Source organism: Legionella wadsworthii DSM 21896 = ATCC 33877 (assembly GCF_000701265.1).
Classification (GTDB): Bacteria; Pseudomonadota; Gammaproteobacteria; order Legionellales; family Legionellaceae; genus Legionella; species Legionella wadsworthii.
The window spans coordinates 267046-290458 of record NZ_KL370760.1 but is presented as its reverse complement, the minus strand read 5'-3'; the positions used below and the strand labels follow the sequence as shown (position 1 = coordinate 290458).

The window sequence follows — 23413 nt, the reverse complement described above, 5'->3', positions numbered from 1 at the left end:
TCTCAAACAATTCAAATTCTTTTGTACTTGGTCATGAAATATGAGATGCCTCCTGAGAGACAAAGTATGCTCACTTAATAAAAGGGTAATGATCATGGGCTATAATTAATGTATCAATGATCAAGGTGTGCACGAAGGTTCCGCTTCGAGGTTGTTATGCAAGAGCGCATGGTAAAAACCAATCTGTATGTTCAGATGTTTGATGATTTAAAACAACAAGGAAATGGAGATGCTACGGCATTTTTACTGGTTTTAGAATCGATGAAAGTAGAAAAAGAAAAACTACTTGGTAATAGAGAGAAAGGTATTGGTTGGAAAGGTGACTGGAGTAAAGGAGAATTATTTTTTGATGTCGGTAAGCTTAAGTCCAACATTGAAGTGATAAGCCAAATTCGCGCATTGATAATCGAACAAGTATTACCTCCAAAAAAAATAAGCACCCCAGCTCCTGCGGTGGATATCTCCAGGCAATTGGTTACTATAATAGAGCAGAATATGTCTTTTTTGCCCCCTGGCGAAACTCGAGACTTCTTGACCACCATAAAGAACCGCTTAGTCTCTATCCATTATAATGATCGAGTCCCTTATGCAAATCGTGAAGCGCTTATTCAATTATCTAAAAAAGATACGAGTAATCTTGATAAATTATCTAGAATTCGAAATCGAAATTATATTGATAAAGAAAGGCTACTTCAAAGGAAAGAATTAAGTACTGATTTATTTTCAAAAAGGTCGATCAAAGTTGATGATGATATTGCTTCCCATGCCCAATGGGCTTTTGAAAATATTTACTCCGTTTTTTATCCTCGTTCCAAGGGTGAAGAAGGCTTGGCTCGTATTCACCATGGAATTCAACATGTTTCGCGTGCTGCGGCATATATTCCTGTTTTGGCTAATCTTTATCAAAGGCATGATGAAAAAACATTTGCGTTGTTAGGTGCCACCGATGAGGAGCGAAAGGAAAATATGAAATTATTACAGCTTGCTGTTTTGTTTCATGATTCTGCACGAGAAGGAGAAGATAAAGACTTATGGGATGCTGATAGCGCGGTTCTGTTTTATTATTATTTAACTGAAACCTTGGGAGTGCCGCATCTAAAAGCCAAGTTATTTGCTGAAGCCATCGTCAATAAAGATCTTCTTAAAGAAGGTTATCAGGAACTGGAGATAGACAGTGAAGGAAATTTATATTGGCGGCTCGACACTTCACCAGAAAAAAAGCAGAAAAATATTTTCCAAAAGCTTGTTCACGATGCAGATTGTTTAGACATTCTGCGAGCAAGAGATCGCTATGATGGGAGACATTTAGATTTTTATAAAGATATAGTAGTCCAAGAAGGTGACACTTTTAATGAGCAGGCTTTTCAAGAAATGGGTTTGCTTATCGCAGAAGCGAGAGGATTAATCGAGCTAGAGGGAGACACCCGTAGGCAAGTTGACTTTAAGATTAAAAGGAAATATGAAAATGGAAAAGCCTATGCGCTCATCGAAAATGATATGCAAAACATTTTACCCAGTGAATATGGGCATCGGGTGATTCCTACTTTATACGCCCAAGGTGGCTTACTGCCTTCGGACAAGCTCAAAGAAATTTCATTTCTCCCTCATTATGATAAAGCAAAAGGCGTAACTTATGAAAATTTGTATGCTGCCTTGCTGGAAGGAAAAGTATTTATAAGAGGTGTTTATCTACCCTCTGGATTAGCAAAAAAACAAAAAATTTCTTTATCCGAAACCGAATTAGATAAGATTTTTCAAACCATATGCAAGAGATTGGGCGTATATGTAGAAGATGTTTTGTTAAATAACGAAGAGGTTAAAGAGGAAACTCAGGGCGAGCAATTTTATAATACTCAAGAAAAACTTGAAAAAGCATATAAAATCTTTGGTCGTGAAAAAACTTTTGCGTTATTGTTTAAGGAGTTAGGACCCGAATTGTATGAAATTGTTAGTCCAGAACTTTATGAATCCCTTGTGGCTTTAGAATTACGCAAAGCAGGTCGTGAAGTGGGTATTGCTACTCGGACTAAAAAAATGGATAGAGAAGCAAAATCAGGGAATCCAATTCGCTCGACCTCTTTGGTAGGTTATGGTGCCAGTGTCTATTCCAATGTAGGCTTTATCTTTCTAGATCCTCCTATTGGAACGATCAGTGGTATTGATATGAAGGATAATGATTCCGGACGTGGTAAGCGCAGCAAACGAGTTCAAGAAAATTTATCCAAAGCGATGAATCTTTCAAAGGCATCATTGGATGAGAGAAATAAAGCACTAAACAATCTCAAAGCGACACTCATCTTAGGAGGCCCAGATCCGAGGGTATATGATACGAAAGGCTTTACATCAGCCCATGTAGAAATTATTGCCGATATTACCCAGTTTGATGCTATTTATTTTAGTCCAGATCGTTGTGTCATGAATCAGTGGATGTATAACCAAGCGAAACCTTTTCATAAAAATTCCCCCATATTACAAGCCATATTTTTAGCAAACGAGTATGAAATCCAATATGAAATACGATATCAACAAAGAAAGGCTGAATACGAGAAAAAATATGGCTTGGATGCGAGGAAGGAATTTGATAGAAAATACGGTGGAGCAAAAATACCTGTTTTCGAATACTCAGGAAATAAAAATTTTATTAAACAATATGATTTCAATAAATTATCACCAGAGCTAGTCATTTCTTTATGGGATGAAATGGTGGCTGATTACATTAACCAGCAATTGTCATCGAGATCACCGCATGAAATTTTTACTATTGATTTTAATAATTTAACGCCTGAACAAGAACTTCGGTTAGCCAATCAATTAAAACTATTAAGTATGTTTGCTTCCTTCAAAGTGGGTGGAGCCAGTGCAGACATTGTTGCTCCAGCCGATTTTAACTATCCACCTGAACTCAAAGAGCGTATATCCCAAACCATAATAAAAAGATATGTCGCACTTAGGAAACAGCATAACGAGGAAATAGTCGAGCAAATTAAACATAAAAACGTTTCTGTACTTGATGAGAAAGTTTTTTTTGATGTCCTTCGTGATGAAGCACTATTAAAGACGGTAAAAGATGAAGCAACCAATCAAGTGAAAGAACAACTGAATCGCATGGATCCAGAAAAATTCGATTTTACTATTAGCATGGAAGCAATTCTCGGAAAACAAACAGAAGAAAAGAAAAATTTATCGAATAGCAATTTAGATGAAATATTGAGGAATCCTAAGAATAGGGAGCGATATTTTAAAAATGATTTGATTAAATTATTTGCATTATGTGATAAATTGGGTTTAAAGGATGAAAAAAAATTAATTCAAGCTCAAGCAATCCTCCAATCACAAAAACAATTCGCTCAAATTAAAGACAGTATTCTAGATCCAAATAACGATATTGAAATAATTGTTCGTTTCTTTGCTGAGATTTCTCATGTCATAAATTATTGCGTTGTATTTGGCATCAATGAAGAGCCCAGCTTGAGAGCCCTGCAACAGGATATCACTAAAGCGCTTACTTTAACTCTATTTAATAGATTAAAACCTCAAAAAATTGGTGCCGCATGGGGAATTTTAGATTTTGTCCATGCAAATAATCTATTAACACCGCCATTAATTACTAGCCTGCAGAAGTACATCTCTGTATTCGAGCAATCTCTAATGGCTGGAATATCAGTGAAAGAAAGAGAGGAGGTCAGTGCTGGTTGGATGGGTGGAGGATTTAATCTGGAATTTTATTTAAAGATTGCGGAGCTATTAAAGATTCCGGAGAAAAAACAAATTGAAATCATAAAAACCTGTTTAGGTAATACTAAAACAGAGGTAGGTATCCATTCCACTTTTGCTTTTAATAGTTTATGGCGCCAAATTTGTAAAACAAATATGATAGACGAATGTTTTCCAGTTTTATTTGATAAAATTGATTTAAATCCAGAATCATCCAATTCAACAGAAAATTTATTTTCTGTTCTATCCTACCTTCCTGAGCGTATGGCAACAAAAGAGCGAATTCAAATGGTAAGGGAAAAATTTGATTACCTAATTACGACTCATAAAAAAACATTTATGAGTGAAAATGACTTGAATAAAAAATTCAGATCGTATGAAAATTATTTTAGAAATTATTTACTACATGCTGAAGAATTTACTGGTGATGAAAATGGAAAGTTTAAACAAGAGATATTAATTCCTAAAATCAAGGAAGATTTTCAAGAATATATTGATTTGATGGTACAGCTAAAACCCAAAGAATTTCTTTCTAAGTTGTGGTTTCCCTTAATCTATTCCTTTAAAGATCGTATAGATGCTAATGGGGGTTTTTCAAAAGATCAAGTCCAACAAATTAAAAATTATATTGAAAAGAATTTTTCAAATGGTGAGATTACAGCAGCTGACGAAGAGCTCCGAAGGGTATTTAGAAGTTCTAATAATCTCGGAACCCCACAAAAACAAAGCTTTTTAAAAGAATTGCTGCCGGACAAATTATATGAAGAACTTCTTAAAACAGAAATAGAAGCACCTGTCCTTCACAAAACCCTCTAATATGGAATTAATATAGGTCCAAGTGGTGGAGCAGAGATCCAATATAATTCGTTGTGCATGATTTCTATAAAATCAAATCAGTGTAGGCTGGGTTGTTAATAATTGTTTTATTTTTAAGTAAATGGTAAAATAAATGAGCGATTATGGGGTGAAATGGGCATAAATGAGTGCGGTTGAATTAATTAATTATACTGATTTGGTCCATCATATTTGTCATGATTTATTTCAGATAACGGGGATTAATCATTTCAGTTATGTCGAAATCAATCATCAAGGCAAGTTGATTTGGTTGGGAAGCGACAGCAACTATCTGGAGAAATGTATTAACCAGGAATTGGTTAATAAGGCACCCATCAGTATTTTAAAAACTTATCCCAAAACTGGGTTCTATCTCATTGATGTTTATCAAGACAAATACAAACAATATAGTTTGCCAGTATTCCAACTCCTAAATCATTGCGATTATGGACACTCGTTTCGCATATTAGAAATAGCTGATAACTGCACGATTAAATTGTATTCCTTTGATGCACCGCTTGGAAAAGAAGATATAAACCATGTGTATTTAAATAACCTCAATACATTTAAAAAGTTTAATTCACATTTTGAAAATCAAATTTCATTCATTCGTAACAAAATAAACCATAATGTAATACAAGATGATTGTTCTGAATTTAGTAACTTATGGGATTTAACCCTGAAAGAAAATAAATTTATCGAACAAACTCTTCCTGCAATTTTGCATTCCCTAGAGTCTAAAACTGAAATTACCCCCCGTGAAAAAGAAGTATTATTCTGGTATATCAAGGGAAAAACATCTGATGAAACGGCAATCCTGCTGAATGTCTCCCGACGAACTGTAGAACGACATTTTGAAAATTTACGTGATAAGTTTGGTTGTTTTTCTAAAAGTCAAATCATTCTAAAATTGATGGATTGAATTATCCATTTCATTTCCAATAAGAATGTAACTGGAATTACCCTGCATATGGGTAATATTACGCATGTGCTGTTCCTCTAATTTGTATTATATTTGAACTAACCATTAAATTATTAAATAATTAGGCTAAATATGAACGGGCGAATCACTTATTTCCAGGAACAAATAAATCTCATTAAAGCAGTATATTTTCAATTAGAACAATACTATGACTACTTAGGCGGATTTAATCCGAAAGACTCTTATGAGAATCAAGGAGTGAACCAGTTATTAAAACTAAAACACCTGTTAGAAGTACATCAGGAGCGTCTAAACAATTTACAAGAGATGTTCAATGAATTAAAACAAAAAAAAGATGACAAATCGGCTTTTAATACCCTCGGCGCTAAAATAGGGATGGAAGTCGAAAAACTTCTCGGGGATATCATTGATCTGAGCTGTCCTGAGTCATCCCAAACGGCTCTCAAGAAGCAATACAGTACGCTTTTGGCAAAAATCTTTTTCTTACTTAAGTCTGAAGAAAAATCTTTGATGATTCAATTGACTTCAACTCTAAAGGGCTCTTCTGCCCTCAAACAATTCAACGAGGGATTACAACTTTATAAGTCCGAATTGACTGTAGCCATTCGCCAAAAGCAAACAACTATGGAGAGGGTATTACCTCCGGAAATGCAAAATGAATTAGTCATGATTAAGGCGGGGAGTTTTGGTAAATTACCTAAGGAAATTTCAGAATGTATTGCATCTTTTCTTGAACCAAAGGATTTATGCAGGCTTTCAGCAACCGGCCGGTTTTTTAGAAAAATAACAGAGGCTCCCAGAGCAAATAATAAAAATTCTCTTCTAAAAATTACAGTTAATTTTATTGGTGATTCAAATATTGGCATTAAGAGTCTAATCTGTCGACTTGCCGAAAACAAATTCAATGATTCTAATTTTGCCCACATTCAAAAGAGTCAAGTTCAGAGAGATGAAAAATATGGATCTATATTATTGCATTATCAAAGCCCTTTGATTCAAGGACGGGACTATCCCATGACGCATAATGCAACGCCATATTATGTAAAACAATATAATGGAACAAAAATTCATCTTTTGTGTTTCGATATTGGCTCTCGCGAAAGTTTTAATAATTTAAAGAGCTGGTACCAGGAAGTTTTTCACTACAACCAATATAATTCCAAATTCAGTTTCTTATTTGTGGGTTTAAAAGGCGATGCTCAGCCGCAGCGGCAAGTGAGTAAACGAGAAGCAGAAGAACTCGCTGAATGTTACGGTACAACTTATATCGAAACATCCGCTAAAAATAAAATGGGGATTGAACCATTAAAATTGCAAATTGTAGAGACTTACATGAAAAGGAATAAACCTTTGTCGATAAAACAAAAAGAAGAAATTCTCTTTACTGCAAAACCTTAAATGCAACTGAGTATAAGAGCTCTCCTGTCTGGTGAGCTCTTATCAAGTGGTGATTATAATGTCATCAAACCGGGGTTTTGCCCCTTATGCCCCATCTTCAATTTATAAGTTGGGGATGCATTTTGCAATAAATGTGTTCTGCTCTTAAATAACAATAGATTGGACTCTATTAGTTAGCGGGCACTCTGGCTACATTAAGTGCGTTCATAGATTCTAAAATAAATCTCAGAAGCATCTGGCCAATATTTATAATAAATGGCATTTAAAAAACTATCGTTTTTATTCATGGCAAATTCTTTTATAGCTTGGTAATTTCGTTGAAAAACAGGCTGAACTAAAATTGCTGATTCAGGATCAATTCTGCAGTGCTCTGAACCTTCATTATCTTTCCAAAAAGATAAAATAATATAGCGTGGTTTTTCGGCAAGTAAGTGATCCACATTTAGATGATGATTACCGTTGTAAATAATTTTGTAAGAGCTAACCAATCCAAGGTAATCCCTAGTAGTTAGTTTTGAGTAATAGGGAATTATTCCTGCCTGATAATAGAACTAAATCTTCTGGTTTACTACGTTTTTTAAGATAGTTTCCTATTAGAAAATGAGGCGAGGAGCGATAAGTCAAATTATTAATGTTAATTGTTTTATGAGGTAAATTTTGGAATTGAATAATAGCATTCCAAGTGATCAATAATCCTATCATTAAAATTTTAGTTAATACTTGTTTCTTTAAAAATATGGTCTGTAGTCCTGAAGTTGTTAGTACACATAAAATTGGTAATATGGGTATTATGAATCGAAACCCATACATAAAATCACCACCTGAAACCATAATAAAGATTAATTGTCCTATGACAAACATCAATAATGTAAAACGTAATTTTTGTGCAAGATTAGGGTTAAATATCCCAATCAACGCTAGTGGTAATATAAGATAGCCACTATCTTGATTGAATTTTAGAAGATACTTAATTCCTTCGATGATTGAGTGCAGTCCAGGATGAAGTTTATTTAGTGCAGTATTTGCAAGAAGCTCATGATAATAAGACCAACGAAAAATAATCTGTGCTAAAAAGATTAATCCAACTACCATTACAATTTTTAATACGTAAGACAAATTATTCCGAAAATAGAAATAATAAATAACCAATGCTGAAAACAGAACTCCTTCTGGCCTTGTTAATAAAATAACTCCTAAAAGGAAACCTAATTTCAGAGGACTCTGATTGCTATTGAGGAAATAGAGTAGAAGGCTAAGTAGCATAGTATAAAAAACGGTTTCTAAACCATCAACCGCCCATAGTGCAAAAAATGAGGAACTTGCTAACATTAGAACAGGGGCGAATTTTAAGTATCCATTTCCAAAAATCTGTTGGGAAGTTAGATAAGTGAGCACTAAGGTAACAATCCCTGAAATGAATCCTAGCACTTTCATTGCTAGTTCCATTGAAATCCCAAGTTTGCCACACAAAGCAAGTATTAAAACCCAACTAAGGTTTGAGTATCCTTCGACATGTTCAGATGTGTTAAATATTAAACCATATCCATCGAGAAAATTTTGCGCGAAGCGTAATGTAATATAAGCATCATCAATGCTTTCAGGAAAGAAAATAAAGCTCAATGCAATATAAGAAGTAATAGAAAAAAAAGAAGATAGAATTTAATGTTAACATCTGATCCTTCAAGTCTTAGTAACATTATTATTCTCCAGTTACCCCAATAAAGAGGCATTTTAATCAAGTTAGACTAACTCTTTGATTTGACCGTCAAAGAGGATATCAAAATACCTGAGAAAGATTGTATCCTAAAGTTGCCTCGCTATTCTATTAAAAGAGTGAGTGGAGAACCCGGTATATATTGAGTGAGTTATCGCTGTTAGTTCGCTGTATTTATTGCGGTAATAAGAAGTGGCGTAAGAAGGATGGTTTTATAAGACGAATCCGTCATGAGTCGATTGGATTGGGTCGCAGTTAATGTGTATTAAGGCTAATAAGTATTATTGTTCTGCTTATGGTCGCTATGTTAATCAACGATTTTCGCGGAGAGGTAAATATCAAAGAGCTAGCGCAGGGCGCATCTGTAGGGTCAGGCCTTAAATGTTGAATTACCAACCACCGTTGAAATATCTGAATGGTCAAAAGCCAGAGTATTCGCAAAATGAATCTGTTAAAGTTCGAGCAAGGAAGCCAGTTGGGAATTCCAGTATGACAAAGGACACCTCTATGCCCTCATTTAAATATAATCCTATTCCAAATATAAAAGATTTAGTGTGATCGTTTGATTTTGTGTAACAAGAACAGTGCTTTTGTTAACATACCGAAACAATTATTTGTCCCTTATGCCCCACCTTCAACATATAAGATGGGGGATGCATTTAGCCCTTTATTTATGCGGGTGCCCCAGTTGTCCCGATTGCCCTGTGTATTTTTTATATGCCTGCGAATCAATTATTATTTTGTTTAGGAATGATAGTTTGATTTCCTCGTTTGCAAGCAAACGGCCTACTTGCTGATCAATTTAGAGAATATGCTATATTTGAACTATATTCGATAAATTTGTATAAATTACCTTTATTATTCATCAGTTAAGGGATTAATATTTTATGAGTAAGCATCATTATATCCCACAATTTTATTTGAAAAGACGGCTAAATCCTAACGGGTATATTCATTGTTACAATTATATTTCAGATGAGTTGGTTAGTTTTCAAAAAAAAATCTGTAACAGATATTGGCCAAGTGAAAAATTTATATAAAGACTTAGAAGTTAATCATTATGCCACATTGGATGGAAAAGCTGCCAATGTAATAAAAATTATAGATGAGTGTTAAGGAGAATGCTATGAGTAATGATTTTTATATCGCCAGAAAAGAATCTTTTGATCTATCAAACTTACAAAAAAGTGAAAAATTATCAATTGTTTCTTTTAACATCAAAGTATTAGATAAATTTAGCAGTAACCCAGATTATTCTATTAATCTTAATAACGATGTAGGTGTTTTGAGTTCACAAACAGAAGGATGGAGCTTACAAATTGATGTTAATTATGATTGTGGTTATTTGTCTACTTGGTTATATAAATTAAGCAATCTTCCTGATATTCAAAAAAAACATTTTGAAACTCACAATATTTATGCCCGCGAATTGAGTCCTACGGCATATAGTAGATGGGTGGAGGGCAAACCCTAACATGGGTAGATCGAATACTATCGACGTTGTTTGGGTGTATGACAAATTTTAATGAATCCTCAGGAAATATTAATTTAAGTGGCTATTAGCTTGATTATGGCCTTTATTTATTAACGATGATGCGAGACAAAATGTTGAATCAATAAAACTAGCACTAGAAGACAGAGATAAAATACACGCTAGCAAGCGTAGATACTGTCTTTAAAAGCAAGCCAAATTTCATTAAAAGACAGTATGTTGCATCAAAACAATTTAATTTGAATAATCGCTGGATTTAACTATATGAATAAGGAAATAGAAAATGGCATCATTTTTTTAATAGAAAACTTTTTTAGAAAGAACTCATTGTATTTAGTTGGGTCAGGAATATCTATTAAATATGCTAAAACCATCTCTGCTACAAAGTCCGCTATAAAAACAAGTATTTTTAATAGTGGCTCGTTTCCAGTAGAAATAAATAAAAATCCTAGCGATTTGCAAAAAAGTCTAATAGAACAACCATCTTTTGCTGAAATCCAAGAAGCGATACCATGGCTTTATTTTAATTGCACTCCAAATGCCAGATTTGAAAACGAGTACTTAAAACACATACTCCCGACAATTCCTGAAAAATGTCCAGAATATGAAATTTTTAATTTTTGCCAATCTGGTGATATTTTTGATTTTAATCATGATGGATTAAGTTGTCGGTTTATAAAAAATAAAAATATTTTAATCCAACATCCTCATGGAAAGTTTCCTTGCCATGCTGCAGATTTTCTAAATTCTTTAGATGATTTAAGCCTAGATTATGACTTAAAATTATTTGAGCATTGGGAAATACATCCCCCCTTAAAAGAAAAGGAAAGTATATTATCTAGCCACCCATATAATTATTTAAGAAATAATTTCAACCAATATAACAATATTTTTATTATGGGCTATTCATTTTGTGATGATGGAAATGATATGAATGACATGTTCTATTTTCGCTTAATTTCGGAATTAGCCTCACGGTATCAGAAAAGATTGTATATTATTAATCCTAGTTACGAACAGTTAGCAGAGAGACTAACCTCAGAAATTAAAGAAATATATTGTTGCCCTATCAAATGGAATATATTTGCAAATGTTTTTCTAAATGAAATTGGATGTTACCCTTTTATTAATTTTATAAAATCTATAGGGATTGCAAATCGTTCGCTAAGGGATGAAGAAGAAACACCCTTAAGTTTAGAATTAGCCAAATTAAAATTGTTGAATCCATCTCTCTGGAAGTTATATTACAAGCAAGCCTGGAAGCAACATAAAGAAAAAAGGGATTCCTTTTCTATTATTAATCTTATTAAAAATTACTATTCTTTAGATGAGCAAGAATTATTTTAGCCATGCTTCAAACTTCGACACATATTCGACACGTAAAATTTAAGGTTTGATTGAATTTCGCCAAAACCCAGACTGGGATTGGCTCCCCGGACAAGACTCGAACTTGTGACCTAATGATTAACAGTCATCCGCTCTACCGACTGAGCTACCGGGGAATAGGGTCGGAATCTTAAAACGATTCGGGTTGATGGTCAAGTAGATTTAACAATAAATTTTAAATAATTTAATCCACTCTAGTTTAATTTCAATTCTCTTTAACGTCCCGCGACTTGTTTGCGGGTTTCTACTAAAACAAGTTGCCAGTCAAAATTTCTTTATCTCATACTTGAACCTCTCCCGGAACGGGAGAGATAGAAAATTTTAACTGCAAAAGCGTTGTAAACGCTCTAAAGCATCTTGCAATATTTCCATGCTGGTAGCAAAGGATAAACGGATGCAGCCTTCGTTCCCGAATGCCGATCCGGGAACTAAGGCCACACCGACTTCGGTTAGCAGTCTTTCAGAGAATTCAAGGTCATTGGCATACCCGCGTTTTTCAATAATTGCCTGTACGCTTGGAAAAATATAAAAAGTACCATCTGCCGGGATCACTTCTATTCCAGGTATTTCAAGTAATCGAGATGCAACAAAATCATGTCTTTGATGAAACGCTTCTAACATGTGCAATATGCTTTCATTGCCGCCGTTGAGTGCTGCTACTGCTGCCCTTTGGGCAATGGAACAAGGATTTGATGTCGATTGAGATTGTATTGTCTTCATCGCATTGATTAAGGGAGCCGGGCCTGCTGCATAGCCTATACGCCAGCCGGTCATCGCATAAGCTTTAGAAACACCGTTTAAAACTATGGTGCGTTCATATAACTCAGGACAGGCATTCAGAATATTTACAAAAGGTTGGCTCCACAAAATATGTTCATACATATCATCGGTAGCAATAATAATTTGCGGATGCTTTTTCAAAACCTCAGCCAATGCTTTTAATTCTTCCAGGGAATAAGCGACACCAGAGGGGTTGGATGGACTATTTAAAAAAATCATCCGCGTTTTCGCTGTAATGGCCTCTTCCAGTTGTTGGGCATTGATTTTATAACGTTGTGCTGGAGTGGTAGAAATAATCACAGGTGTTGCTTCGGCTAATAAAACCATATCAGGATAAGAAACCCAGTAAGGAGCTGGAATGATGACTTCGTCACCTGGATTGAGTAGCGCCTGACACAAATTGTAACAACTTTGTTTGCCACCTACTGAAACCAAAATTTGATGAGACTGGTAGTCCAGGCCATTGTCTTTTTTAAATTTATTTTTAACTGCTTCTTTAAGCTCAGGGATCCCATCTACAGCGGTGTATTTGGTATATCCCTGGTGAATGGCAGCAATAGCGGCTTCTTTGATATAATCAGGCGTATCAAAATCAGGCTCACCCGTACCAAGATTGATAACATCATGCCCTTGAGCACGCATTTGGGTAGCCTTTGCTGCTACGGCCAAAGTAGGTGAAGGCTTAACTTTTTGCACGCGTTTTGCTAATGCGATATCCATTTGTTGCTCCTATGAGATATACTAATACGATATGAAAGATTTATTTAAACTATATGCCGACTATAAACCTGCTGGCGACCAGCCTGCCGCCATCGCCTCATTAATCGATGGCTTGAAATCAGGTTTATCCAAACAAACCCTGTTAGGGGTCACTGGCTCAGGCAAGACCTTTACTATAGCACATGTTATTCAAGCAATGCGTCGGCCTGCCTTGATTATGGCGCCCAACAAAACACTTGCCGCTCAGCTGTATGGCGAATTCAAATCCTATTTTCCCGATAATGCCGTGGAATATTTTGTTTCCTATTATGATTATTATCAGCCTGAAGCTTATGTGCCTGCCTCAGATACTTTTATTGAAAAAGATTCCTCTATCAATGAGCACATAGAGCAGATGCGTTTGTCCGCTACCAAAGCCTTAATTGAACGTAAAGATGCGATTATTGTCGCAACAGTCTCTGCCATTTATGGTTTGGGTGATCCGGATTCCTATTTACGTATGGTATTACATCTTTCCCGTGGAGAACAATCGGATCAGCGTAAAATTTTAAGACGACTTGCGGAAATGCAGTACACTCGGAGCAGCTTGGCTTTGGAAAGAGGCCAGTTTCGCGTTCATGGGGATATCATTGATATCTTTCCTGCAGATTCAGAGCGGGATGCTGTACGCATTGAATTATTTGATGATGAAGTGGAACATATCGCCCAATTTGATCCCCTTACCGGAGAAATTTTGCGTCGTATGCCCCGGACGACCATCTTTCCTAAAACACATTATGTAACCCCGCGCGATCGTATTTTACAAACTGTAGACTGGGTAAAAGACGAGCTGCAAGAACGCTTGGCTGATTTGAAACAACAAAATAAATTGGTCGAAGCACAACGTTTAGAGCAACGTACTTTTTTTGATTTAGAAATGATGCTGGAACTGGGGTATTGCTCGGGGATTGAAAACTATTCCCGTTATTTATCGGGGCGCCAGCCAGGTGAACCCCCTCCAACTTTATTTGACTATTTACCGGATGAGGCATTGCTGATTGTTGATGAATCCCATGTGACCATACCGCAAATTGGTGGAATGTACCGAGGGGACAGGTCCCGGAAAGAAACCTTGGTTCAATATGGCTTTAGGCTTCCTTCAGCCTTGGATAATCGACCATTACGCTTTGAAGAATTTGAAGCGCGATCGCCGCAAACCATCTATATCTCAGCGACTCCCGGTCCTTATGAACAAGAACATTCTGATAATATTGCAGAACAGGTCGTGCGTCCTACCGGTTTGGTGGATCCGGAAGTGGAGATTCGCCCGGTACGCACGCAAGTGGATGATCTCATGTCCGAGATTCGGCAAGTGATTGCCCAAGAGGGACGTATTTTAGTTACTACACTAACCAAACGCATGGCCGAAGATTTAACCGATTATTTAAATGAACATGGTATTAAGGTTCGTTATTTGCATTCGGATATCGATACGGTCGAACGGGTGGAAATTATTCGTGACCTGCGTTTGGGGGTGTTTGATGTATTGGTAGGGATTAATTTATTACGTGAAGGTTTGGATATGCCAGAAGTTGCCTTGGTCGCGATCCTTGACGCAGATAAAGAGGGTTTTTTACGTTCTGATCGTTCTTTAATTCAGACCATAGGCCGGGCAGCCCGGAACATGAAAGGCCGCGCTATTCTCTATGCCGACAAAATCACGGGATCCATGCAAAGGGCTTTAGATGAAACCAATAGAAGACGAGAGAAGCAAAAATCATATAATGAGGTCCATGGGATTACACCTCAAGGTATTAAGAAATCCATCACCGACATCCTGGAAGGCGCTTATCATGGGAAACGCGGTGCAGCTGTTTCAGAACCGAGCCCCGCATACGAACATTGGTCAACTCAGGAATTGGTGAAGCAGATTAATACTTTGGAAAAGCAAATGTATTTACATGCAAAAAATATGGAATTTGAGATGGCAGCCAAGGTTCGGGATGAATTTCTGTTACTTAAGGAACAATTGACCAAAAGATAGCCCGACAGACTTGGATTATGAACCCTTTAAGTTCAAGTGGGCAGCGAATGAATTGGTTCAGGCTTCCCACTACTGGGTGGGCTTGCACAACGCCAATTACAGGATGCTTCCCATGCTGTTAGCATTGGTTCTAAAATCACTGCTATCGGGTTAATTGATTATACCATGTTTCTCTTGATCCAAGTCAAGAAACCTTGATCTTTTTAAAATGTAGGATGTTCTCCTTCAGAATCTTCTTCTTTTTCCTCTCTTGATTCCTGCACCAAACCTTCTTTTAATAAAGTTTTAAATTTTTGCGAATGCTCTTTGCATGTTCCAAAGAACTGGGAGGCATTATGAAGAAGATTACCAAACAATGAAGTTGCCTTACTTTGCATCTCCTCCATAACAGAACATATTTTACTTTCTTTTGAAGCGGAATGAGCAAAGAAATTTTTTAAGCGTTCAATTTGATGAAGAACTCCGTGTTTTAAATCATGAATAAACTCCTCTATCTTATGATGATGTGCACTTCTTTTTGGTGCGTCAATGGTCCCTAAATAAAGTAATTTTTTTATTCTTGCTTTTGAAAGTACATCACTAGACTCCAGTGTTTCATCACCACGAGGTTCCTGAACCAGGGATTTATTATAATAGGAAGTCAATGCTGCTTCTGTCTTGCCTTTCACTGATGAATAATTCGTTTCTATTTCTTTAGAAATAATTGGAGAAGGTGTTTTAGGATTAGAAGGAGCCAAAGTTGCTGCTCTTTGACAATCCGCTTTTACTTTTTCTATACCTCCTAATGAGCGACATCCTTTAACAAGATTGCCTTCAGCATCTAAAATGGTTGCATTTGAGTCCAAAGAGAAAAGAGTCTCAGTCACTGAGTAATTGAGGGGACTATATGTATTACCACTTTCAACGTGCGCTTTGAGCGCAGCAAAATTCTTATCGGTGCTCGATAATTCTTTGTATATCCCGAGCGCTTCTCGCCCACGAGGTGATAAACCTTCTTTAGTTTTTGATAAACGATGCACAGAAGATTGTTCTAATGCGCTAAAAATTGGGAAAGCTGCATCAAGACGACCATCTTGAATTAATTGATCAGCCATTAAAAGATAGCGCTCCATAACCACTGTCCGTTCTTTTATAGAATCCCTTGACATCAAGTCTTCAAGTACAAAAAACATAATTTGGTCATAGCTTTGAAATAGAGCGGTTTTACGGTCTGCATCTAGAAGCGATTGGCGAAGCGCTTTTTCCATATAAAAATCAAGGGGCATGGTTGCTCTTTGTTGAATCGCTGCGATTTTTTTATCGGCTTCTTGGTTAACTTGCTCAGCCCTCTCCTGAGGTAGTCCTTGTTTCTTTATTTCCTCTAATTGCAGATCTCTATCCTTATTAACCGCTTTAATGGCCAATTCTTTTGCTTCTTTATAGTTATCTTTTTCTGCCAAGTGAAGTATTTTTTCGTAGTAAAGACGCACGTCTTTATCATCAATGTATGCAGTTAAAGGCAGTGTTTCCCAGTCCTGCTCCTGAAGCGCAACAATTTTCTTCGCCGCTTCACTTCGGATTTGCTCCCGTTGTGCTTCCTGCTCTTCGACAGTTCCTGTAACATGTCCTAGCTTCTCTTCCTCTTCCCGCTCGATTTTTGAGAGGGCTTCTTCTGCAGCTTTTCTAAAACCATCTTTTCGCGCTACCTCACGAACCTCTTTAAGATATTGATCATGATTTGTGTTCACTGCCTTCAAGAAATCCTGGGCATATGCAATTGATCCTTCTGAGGCAATCGCGGTGACTGTATCCATCATTTGATGCGTCAGGTATCGATTGATATGTTTCATGGCCCTCATTTGTTTACTATTTAGCGATTTATCGCCTAGTAATAATTCATCAAATGCTTTCTGAAATTTGGCATAACCATGAACTTCAATTAATTGTTGGCAATATTGCTTAAACTCAGGGATTTTAAAAGGACGAAATCCATTAACAAGCGTTAACAGTGCAGCAGGCAGTTCCTCTTGCAAAAATTTACCACTGGCAAGCGGATCCTCTTTGATGGCATTATCTATATCCGCTTCATGTTCCGCAATATAACTCAAATCTTCTAAATCTTCCTCCAGACTATCTAAAGATTCGAATACCTTGCGTTTATCCTCTACTGATAAGGATTCATCCGCTGCTTCTATTTCTATGTTTTTAACTATATTTTGTAGCTCTTGAATACCTTGTGGACTTACCCGGGGAAAAATTCGCTTTTGGTACACCATGGGAATCACCTATTACAAAACAACTTAATAAAAAGTATAGATCAAGATATTCATTTAGGCAGTCTGCCTAAAAAAAATTAGTTAATATGAATTTACCGAATTTACAGAGGGGTGGCGTCCTCGTAAAACCTGCAAGGAAATGGTTTTTGATAAAGACTGTGACAGTTTGATCCGGATTAGTATTTCGTTTAACATTTCATTTTTATAAAATTATTCCCAATTCTTTTTATTCGGATTCAAATACAGGTTTTTGGAATCCATCCCAGAGCTATTTTTAGCTTATTGAATAGAGGCCAAGAGGGGATGTTTCACGATTTGTTCTAAAAAGAGAGATGATTATGGTAGCCACTGCATCAACGATGCTTCCATTAGGAAGCAAAGCGCCTGATTTTACTTTAATGGATACCCGTAACAATGAATGGGTATCCCTTAACCAGATTAAATCGCCTATTGCAACCGTCATCATGTTTTTATGCAACCATTGTCCTTATGTGAAACATATTCAGGAAAAGATAGTTCAGTTGGCGGAAATGTATCAGAAGAAAGGAATCCAGTTTATTGCAATCAGCTCTAATGATGCAGAAAAATACCCAGCAGACAGCCCAGAAAAAATGAAAGCGGAGGCAGAACAGTTCCATTATCCATTTCCTTATTTATATGACGAATCCCAAGAAGTTGCCTTAGCTTACCAGGCAGCGTGCACTCCCGATTTTTATATTTTTGATAAAGATTTGCTTTGTGTTTACCGCGGCTGTTTGGATGATTCCACTCCAGGCAACAACAAACCGGTTACGGGCGCTCACGTGCAACAAGCACTGGATAATATTCTTGCGGGTGAGCCTGTGAGCGCTGATCAAAAACCAAGCATTGGGTGCAATATTAAGTGGAAGGAACATATGTATGGATAAAAATTAAAACTTCTCAGGATCTGCTATTTCCCAATAGATTTTATAAGTTTGAGGGATATCCGCTCCCAAGAGTTGCCCTGGTTTTAGATATTCATAAATTTCATTAAATGATTTTACTTCTTGGACGCTGACACGTCTCATAATGTGATAAGGTCTCAAATCGCTGGGATTATCTAAACCGAGCGATCCGACCATTTCCAAAAAACTTTTCATTGTATTTTTATGAAAATTGGATACATGAATTTTTTTGCTTTCGACGACCAGGCCATACTGGAGCCTTTTATTTTGTGTTGCTACCCCTGTGGGACAGGTATTTGCGTTACATTGTTTGGTTTGCAAACAACCGGTTGCCATCATCATCGCTCTTGCCGAATTACACATATCGGCACCTAGAGCAATATTGGTCAATAAATCAAATCCATTGGCTACTTTGCCACTACAAATCACTCTAATCTTATCGCGTACATTAATCCCTACCAATGCATTATGTACAAAGACTAACCCTGCTTCCAAAGGAGTACCGATAAAATTAACATATTCCACTGGAGCCGCGCCAGTGCCTCCTTCCGCACCATCCACCGTGATGAAATCAGGTAAAATGTTGGTTTTTAGCATGGCTTTACAAATGGCTAAAAATTCATCTCTACGCCCCAGGCATAATTTAAACCCTATGGGCTTGCCTCCAGATAGCTCCCGCAATTTTTTGATAAAATACATTAACTCTATGGGATTTTTAAATGCAGTATGGGCCATGGGTGAAAGGACATCATGCCCCATCGTCACTTTTCTTACCTGAGCTATTTCTTCGGTTAATTTTGCAGCTGGCAATATCCCGCCGTGAGAAGGTTTTGCTCCCTGGGACAGTTTAATTTCTATCATCTTGACTTCTTTTCGGGTGGCTTCTCTTGCAAATTCGTCCCCGTCAAAGTTTCCTTGTGCATCGCGACAACCAAAATAAGCAGTTCCGAATTGAAATACCAGATCTCCGCCTTGTAAATGATAAATGCTCAAACCGCCCTCTCCAGTGGACTGATAAAAACCGCCAATAAGTGCTCCTTTGTTCATCGCCATAATGGCTTTTGCTGACAAAGCGCCAAAACTCATACCCGATATGTTAAAACGAGATGCGCTGTATGGTTGCAGACAATCAGGTCCTCCCACTAAAATTCTTGGTTCAACTTCGGAATGATGCTTGGGCGAAAGTGAGTGAAGGGCCCAGGTATACCCCACGCTTAAAATATCCCGTTCGGTGCCGAAAGGTACCGTATCTCGTGTATTTTTCGCCCGTTCATAAATGAGCGAACGTATTTCGCGATTAAAGGGAAGCTCGCTTTCATCAGTGGCAATGAAATATTGCTGGATCTCCGGACGAAGAAATTCTAAAAAGTAGCGCACATGGCCCAATACCGGAAAGTTACGCAAGATGGTATGTTCTGTCTGAATCAGATCATATATCCATATGACGACTATAGGTATCAGAAAAGCAATAAACCACTTGATATCGTGAAACATTGCAAAAAAGGCAAGGATGATTAATAAAACTATCCCGAAGCCTATATACCATTGGCGTCTCATTGTTAATCCCTTATCGGTTCTGCTACCAGATATAAAACCTGTGCAGCTTTTCATTCTGGAAAAGGAAGTTTATAGAGTGTTTGCATGCTTTATCAGGCATACAAACAGTCCAATTTATTATTAGTCTAATTCATGGAGACGCTCAACCATTTCTCCACCAACCATTTTATTTATTTTATTTTCCAACGAATTAATAAATTGAGTGACTTGATGTTGCTGATGTGCCTGCTTGCTCTTACATAATATCAGTTCATGGCTGATATCGAGCGCAGCGAGCAATAACACTTGGAAATTATCCAGTTGTTTCGATTTTTTTTTATTAATCATTATTTGATTGTTTAATTTTTGCACTGCAAGCAATAGATTGGGTTCTTCGCCTTCAGGGCATTTTATTTCATATGTTTTGTTTAATAGTTTAACAGTACACGATTTCATCTGAGTCATGATATTAAAACCTTTGCTATTCCATAGAGAGCCTTTAAGAATAGTAACAATTTTGCTCGCAAGCAGCAAATAGTAGGGTGAACGCTTGCATTAAATCAGGTATCATGGGGTATTTTATATACTTGAGTAAAATATGTCTGAAGAAAACGAATATTTGCGTTTGCCTGATTATGAGGAATTTTCGGCCACAATTTCTGTTTTGATGTTGCATATCTCCGCCAGTTTATTGCATGGAATGATGTGTGGCTACTTATGTGCCGGTGCGGATAACCAAGGAGAATCTTATTTACGTGCTTTGCTTAATAATAAAAAAGATAATGCGAGCCGGAATGCGGTATTGGCGATGTTTTCTGTTTTTTCCATAAGCCAACAACAAATTAACAGTATGGATTTTGAGTTTGAAATGATGCTTCCCCATGAGGATGAATCCTTGCTGTTGCGGGCCCAGGCTTTTAGTGAATGGTGTGAAGGGTTTACACAAGCCTTAACCTTATCCGGGATAAGCGCCAATCAATTTCAAGAGGAAGAAGCTCAAGATGCATTCCAGCATCTCATTGAGTTTGCTGAACTTGATTGCGATACCTTAGATGTAGACGAAGAAGACGAACGGGCATTAATGGAAGTGAGCGAATATGCCCGTATGGCCGTACTTCGCCTGCATAGTGACTTGGTGTTGAATGAAAAAGAGACGGGTGGACATACCGGAATAACTCATTAAAAAGGATGTTGCTATGATTTCCCAACGAGAATATCAAGAAAGAAGAAACACACTGGCGCAAAAGTTGCCTGAGGGCAGTATTGCGATAATTCCAGCGGCCAATGAAGTATTCCGTAATGGAGATGCGCATTATCGTTTTCGCCAGGACAGCAATTTTTATTATTTAACAGGATATAATGAACCTGATGCTTTCTTAATGGTACTCGCTGGAAGTAAAGCGCAAAGTGTTCTATTTAACCGTCCCCGAAATCCTGCTGAGGAGCAATGGACTGGAGTACGCCTGGGACAAGATGGGGCAATATCAGAACTCCACATGGATGCCGCCTTTCCCATAGAGAGTATGGCTGATGAATTACCCAAACTGTTGGATGGAAAATCTGCCATTTTTTATGCACTCGCGCGAAACTCTCAACTGGAAAAAGTTATCAGGCAATCATTAGTAGTACTTAAAAATCAGGTGCGTCGCGGAGTAAAAGTTCCTGACAATTTATGTGATTTGGAGCCCATATTGGGCGAAATGCGTCTATTTAAAAGCCCTGCTGAACTGGATATAATGCGCCAGGCGGCGAACATTTCTGTTAAAGCACACCAACAGGCAATGCGACAATGCAAACATTTAGAACATGAATACCAACTGGAAGCAGAGCTCGTGTATGAATTCAGCCGGCATGGCTGTCGAAGTGTCGCCTATGATCCTATTGTGGGCTGCGGTGAAAACGCCTGCATCCTCCATTACACAAATAACAATCAACCCCTTAAAGAGGGCAGCTTGGTTCTTATCGATGCTGGGGGCGAATTTGAAAATTATGCTGCAGACATTACCCGGACCTTTCCAGTAAATGGACAATTTAGCCCAGAACAAAAAAGCATCTATGAATTAGTGCTCAAAGCCCAGAAGGCAGGAATTGCAATTATAAAACCAGGAATACCCTGGAATAGGATACAACAAACTATGGTGCGGATATTAACTGAAGGACTCTGCGCTTTGGGTATTCTGAAGGGCGATGCTGAAGAAATGATTGCGAACGAGGCATACAAACCTTTTTACATGCATAACTCGGGACATTGGCTCGGATTGGATGTGCATGATTGTGGACTTTATAAAATTAATGGAGAATGGCGTCCTTTGGAGCCTGGAATGGTTTTAACTGTAGAGCCTGGATTGTATATCAGTGCCCACAGTCCAGAGGTGGATCCACGCTGGTGGGGTATTGGTGTGCGGATTGAGGATGATGTAGTCGTAACCAAATCAGGTTATGAGGTATTGACTGCAGCGTTACCTGTTGATATCGATGAAATTGAGGCGTTAATGCGTGATTAGCAAAGAAACTGATATATTAATCATTGGGGGCGGTTTAACCGGCGCCTGCTTAATCCTTGCTTTACAAGGATTAGGTTATAATACTTTATTGGTCGAAGCCAAACCGTTCGGCGACAAAATAAATGCTGATTTTGATGCCCGATCATTAGCACTGTCTCCTGCAACCCGGCGTATTTTAACGATGCTTGGGATATGGGATCTACTTAAGGATCATGCAACTGCCATCCATACAATCCATGTTTCCGAACAACATCAATTTGGAATATCGCGGTTGGAAGGAGACAAAGACGCTGCATTAGGTTATGTGGCTGAAATGCAACATATCAATCGAGCGTTGCACCATTTATTGCCTGAAGAGCAAATCATTGCCCCAGCCAAGCTTCAGCATTTAGATTACGATAACCATTCAGCAACAATTGTCACCGATTCTGGAGAAATGAACATTCATGCCAAGTTAATTGTTGCGGCTGATGGTTCACAATCTTCAGCTCGGGATTTTTGTTCATTACCGGCAAAGACTAAATCCTATGGCCAACACGCCATTGTTGCCAATGTGGGTTTAAATCGTTCCCATGAATTTCGTGCTTATGAGCGCTTTACCCGCTTTGGGCCTTTAGCCCTTTTACCCATGCAAGGAAATAGAATGTCTTTAATTTGGGCTGTTCCTCCAAAGGAGGCAGAACGTTTATTGACACTCTCGGAAACTGATTTCTTGCAGGAATTACAACAGGTTTTCGGCTATCGTTCGGGTCGTTTTGCAAAAGCGGGAAAACGTTTTTCTTTCCCTTTACATCAAGTTTTGATGCCTAACCAAATAAAATGGCCTGTAGTTTTTGTGGGAAATGCCGCACATACCTTGCATCCAGTTGCAGGACAAGGTTTTAATTTAGGCCTCAGGGATATTGCTACCCTTGCGCAATGCATTGCTGAGCAGGGCCTTAATCCAAAGATGCTGCAACATTATGTGCAACTTAGAAATCATGATCAAAAGGCAATTACTCATTTAACAGACGGTTTAATCAGATTGTTCACAAACCGATTACCGGGATTAGGCTTAGCTCGTGGGCTGGGATTAATTGCCCTAGATAATATTCCTGTTCTGAAACAACTTCTAGCTCGGTATGCACGAGGATTCGGCGGTGTGATTCCTGATTTGGTGTGTGAAATCGCTTTGCCTCGACGATAAAT

The 23413-nt window shown here is 37.6% G+C and carries 16 protein-coding genes, 1 tRNA gene, 1 other RNA gene and 1 pseudogene; 11 read left to right on the top strand and 8 right to left on the bottom strand.

The features are described from left to right. Nucleotides 1-156: 156 nt before the first annotated feature. From BU07_RS0112920 to BU07_RS0112905, 3 genes are all read left to right on the top strand, one after another. Complete coding sequence (locus BU07_RS0112920; protein WP_031566662.1) at nucleotides 157-4530, top strand: SidE phosphodiesterase domain-containing protein; 4374 nt, start codon at nucleotides 157-159, stop codon at nucleotides 4528-4530. Between the two features lie 163 nt (nucleotides 4531-4693). After that, nucleotides 4694-5470 (top strand): helix-turn-helix transcriptional regulator, encoded by a 777-nt coding sequence (locus tag BU07_RS0112915; RefSeq protein WP_031566660.1) that lies wholly within the window; start codon nucleotides 4694-4696, stop codon nucleotides 5468-5470. Nucleotides 5471-5602: 132 nt separating this feature from the next. After that, a complete protein-coding gene (locus BU07_RS0112905; RefSeq protein ID WP_031566658.1) occupies nucleotides 5603-6889 on the top strand; it encodes an F-box-like domain-containing protein in 1287 nt (428 codons plus the stop codon). A 194-nt stretch (nucleotides 6890-7083) separates the two neighbouring features. Here the strand turns inward: BU07_RS0112905 and BU07_RS0112900 are convergent, their stop codons facing one another. Beyond that, entirely contained in the window at nucleotides 7084-7377 is a 294-nt protein-coding gene (locus tag BU07_RS0112900; protein ID WP_031566656.1) for a hypothetical protein, read from the bottom strand. Nucleotides 7378-7390: 13 nt separating this feature from the next. Beyond that, on the bottom strand, nucleotides 7391-8323 hold the full coding sequence (locus BU07_RS0112895) for a hypothetical protein (protein ID WP_031566655.1): 933 nt from the start codon (nucleotides 8321-8323) through the stop codon (nucleotides 7391-7393). Between the two features lie 348 nt (nucleotides 8324-8671). On the opposite strand from BU07_RS0112895, the pseudogene BU07_RS17305 reads away from it, so the two are divergent. From BU07_RS17305 to BU07_RS0112880, 3 genes and pseudogenes are all read left to right on the top strand, one after another. Next, nucleotides 8672-8954, top strand: a pseudogene (locus tag BU07_RS17305) (ISL3 family transposase); the annotation flags it as partial. 775 nt (nucleotides 8955-9729) lie between these two features. Then, nucleotides 9730-10077: a hypothetical protein gene (locus BU07_RS0112885; protein WP_031566653.1), complete on the top strand. Its 348-nt coding sequence runs from the start codon at nucleotides 9730-9732 to the stop codon at nucleotides 10075-10077. A 282-nt stretch (nucleotides 10078-10359) separates the two neighbouring features. Next, complete coding sequence (locus BU07_RS0112880; RefSeq protein ID WP_031566651.1) at nucleotides 10360-11442, top strand: hypothetical protein; 1083 nt, start codon at nucleotides 10360-10362, stop codon at nucleotides 11440-11442. Nucleotides 11443-11521: 79 nt separating this feature from the next. On the opposite strand, the gene BU07_RS0112875 is transcribed toward BU07_RS0112880, so the two are convergent. Both BU07_RS0112875 and BU07_RS0112870 read right to left on the bottom strand, forming a co-directional pair. Next, nucleotides 11522-11597, bottom strand: a tRNA-Asn gene (locus BU07_RS0112875). A 205-nt stretch (nucleotides 11598-11802) separates the two neighbouring features. Continuing rightward, entirely contained in the window at nucleotides 11803-12981 is a 1179-nt protein-coding gene (locus BU07_RS0112870) for a pyridoxal phosphate-dependent aminotransferase (RefSeq protein ID WP_031566649.1), read from the bottom strand. A 31-nt stretch (nucleotides 12982-13012) separates the two neighbouring features. On the opposite strand from BU07_RS0112870, the gene uvrB reads away from it, so the two are divergent. Beyond that, nucleotides 13013-15004 carry an excinuclease ABC subunit UvrB gene (gene uvrB / locus BU07_RS0112865; RefSeq protein WP_031566647.1) on the top strand — a complete coding sequence of 664 codons (1992 nt, stop codon included), beginning with the start codon at nucleotides 13013-13015 and terminating at the stop codon, nucleotides 15002-15004. Here uvrB and ssrS read toward each other — a convergent pair. After that, nucleotides 14999-15159: non-coding RNA, 6S RNA (gene ssrS / locus BU07_RS17300), on the bottom strand. The genes uvrB and ssrS overlap by 6 nt on opposite strands. Nucleotides 15160-15207: 48 nt before the next feature. After that, nucleotides 15208-17259, bottom strand: coding sequence for a RasGEF domain-containing protein (locus BU07_RS0112860; RefSeq protein ID WP_031566646.1), 2052 nt, complete (start codon nucleotides 17257-17259; stop codon nucleotides 15208-15210). 338 nt (nucleotides 17260-17597) lie between these two features. Here BU07_RS0112860 and BU07_RS0112855 point away from each other — a divergent pair, with 338 nt between their 5' ends. Further along, entirely contained in the window at nucleotides 17598-18167 is a 570-nt protein-coding gene (locus BU07_RS0112855; RefSeq protein ID WP_031566644.1) for a thioredoxin family protein, read from the top strand. A gap of 3 nt (nucleotides 18168-18170) precedes the next feature. Here the strand turns inward: BU07_RS0112855 and BU07_RS0112850 are convergent, their stop codons facing one another. Then, a complete protein-coding gene (locus BU07_RS0112850; RefSeq protein ID WP_031566643.1) occupies nucleotides 18171-19742 on the bottom strand; it encodes an FMN-binding glutamate synthase family protein in 1572 nt (523 codons plus the stop codon). Between the two features lie 120 nt (nucleotides 19743-19862). Further along, nucleotides 19863-20186 carry a cell division protein ZapA gene (locus BU07_RS0112845; protein WP_031566642.1) on the bottom strand — a complete coding sequence of 108 codons (324 nt, stop codon included), beginning with the start codon at nucleotides 20184-20186 and terminating at the stop codon, nucleotides 19863-19865. Nucleotides 20187-20319: 133 nt separating this feature from the next. Between BU07_RS0112845 and BU07_RS0112840 the strand changes: the two genes are divergently transcribed. The 3 genes from BU07_RS0112840 to ubiH are packed head-to-tail and all read left to right on the top strand — an operon-like array spanning nucleotide 20320 to nucleotide 23411. Further along, nucleotides 20320-20904, top strand: a complete 585-nt coding sequence (locus tag BU07_RS0112840; RefSeq protein ID WP_031566641.1) for a UPF0149 family protein — start codon at nucleotides 20320-20322, stop codon at nucleotides 20902-20904. A 13-nt stretch (nucleotides 20905-20917) separates the two neighbouring features. Next, nucleotides 20918-22225, top strand: a complete 1308-nt coding sequence (gene pepP / locus BU07_RS0112835; protein ID WP_031566640.1) for a Xaa-Pro aminopeptidase — start codon at nucleotides 20918-20920, stop codon at nucleotides 22223-22225. Then, nucleotides 22218-23411, top strand: coding sequence for a 2-octaprenyl-6-methoxyphenyl hydroxylase (ubiH, locus tag BU07_RS0112830; RefSeq protein WP_031566639.1), 1194 nt, complete (start codon nucleotides 22218-22220; stop codon nucleotides 23409-23411). Before pepP ends, ubiH begins: the two co-directional genes overlap by 8 nt. Nucleotides 23412-23413: the final 2 nt, after the last annotated feature.

Coding starts and splice junctions, on each gene's coding strand:
- pepP (WP_031566640.1), top strand. CDS start 20,918: ATGATTTCCCAACGAGAATATCAAGAAAGAAGAAACACACTGGCGCAA.
- BU07_RS0112845 (WP_031566642.1), bottom strand. CDS start 20,186: ATGACTCAGATGAAATCGTGTACTGTTAAACTATTAAACAAAACATAT.
- uvrB (WP_031566647.1), top strand. CDS start 13,013: ATGAAAGATTTATTTAAACTATATGCCGACTATAAACCTGCTGGCGAC.
- BU07_RS0112855 (WP_031566644.1), top strand. CDS start 17,598: ATGGTAGCCACTGCATCAACGATGCTTCCATTAGGAAGCAAAGCGCCT.
- BU07_RS0112895 (WP_031566655.1), bottom strand. CDS start 8,323: ATGAAAGTGCTAGGATTCATTTCAGGGATTGTTACCTTAGTGCTCACT.
- BU07_RS0112880 (WP_031566651.1), top strand. CDS start 10,360: ATGAATAAGGAAATAGAAAATGGCATCATTTTTTTAATAGAAAACTTT.
- BU07_RS0112905 (WP_031566658.1), top strand. CDS start 5,603: ATGAACGGGCGAATCACTTATTTCCAGGAACAAATAAATCTCATTAAA.
- BU07_RS0112920 (WP_031566662.1), top strand. CDS start 157: ATGCAAGAGCGCATGGTAAAAACCAATCTGTATGTTCAGATGTTTGAT.
- BU07_RS0112870 (WP_031566649.1), bottom strand. CDS start 12,981: ATGGATATCGCATTAGCAAAACGCGTGCAAAAAGTTAAGCCTTCACCT.
- BU07_RS0112885 (WP_031566653.1), top strand. CDS start 9,730: ATGAGTAATGATTTTTATATCGCCAGAAAAGAATCTTTTGATCTATCA.
- BU07_RS0112860 (WP_031566646.1), bottom strand. CDS start 17,259: ATGGTGTACCAAAAGCGAATTTTTCCCCGGGTAAGTCCACAAGGTATT.
- BU07_RS0112915 (WP_031566660.1), top strand. CDS start 4,694: ATGAGTGCGGTTGAATTAATTAATTATACTGATTTGGTCCATCATATT.
- BU07_RS0112850 (WP_031566643.1), bottom strand. CDS start 19,742: ATGAGACGCCAATGGTATATAGGCTTCGGGATAGTTTTATTAATCATC.
- BU07_RS0112840 (WP_031566641.1), top strand. CDS start 20,320: ATGTCTGAAGAAAACGAATATTTGCGTTTGCCTGATTATGAGGAATTT.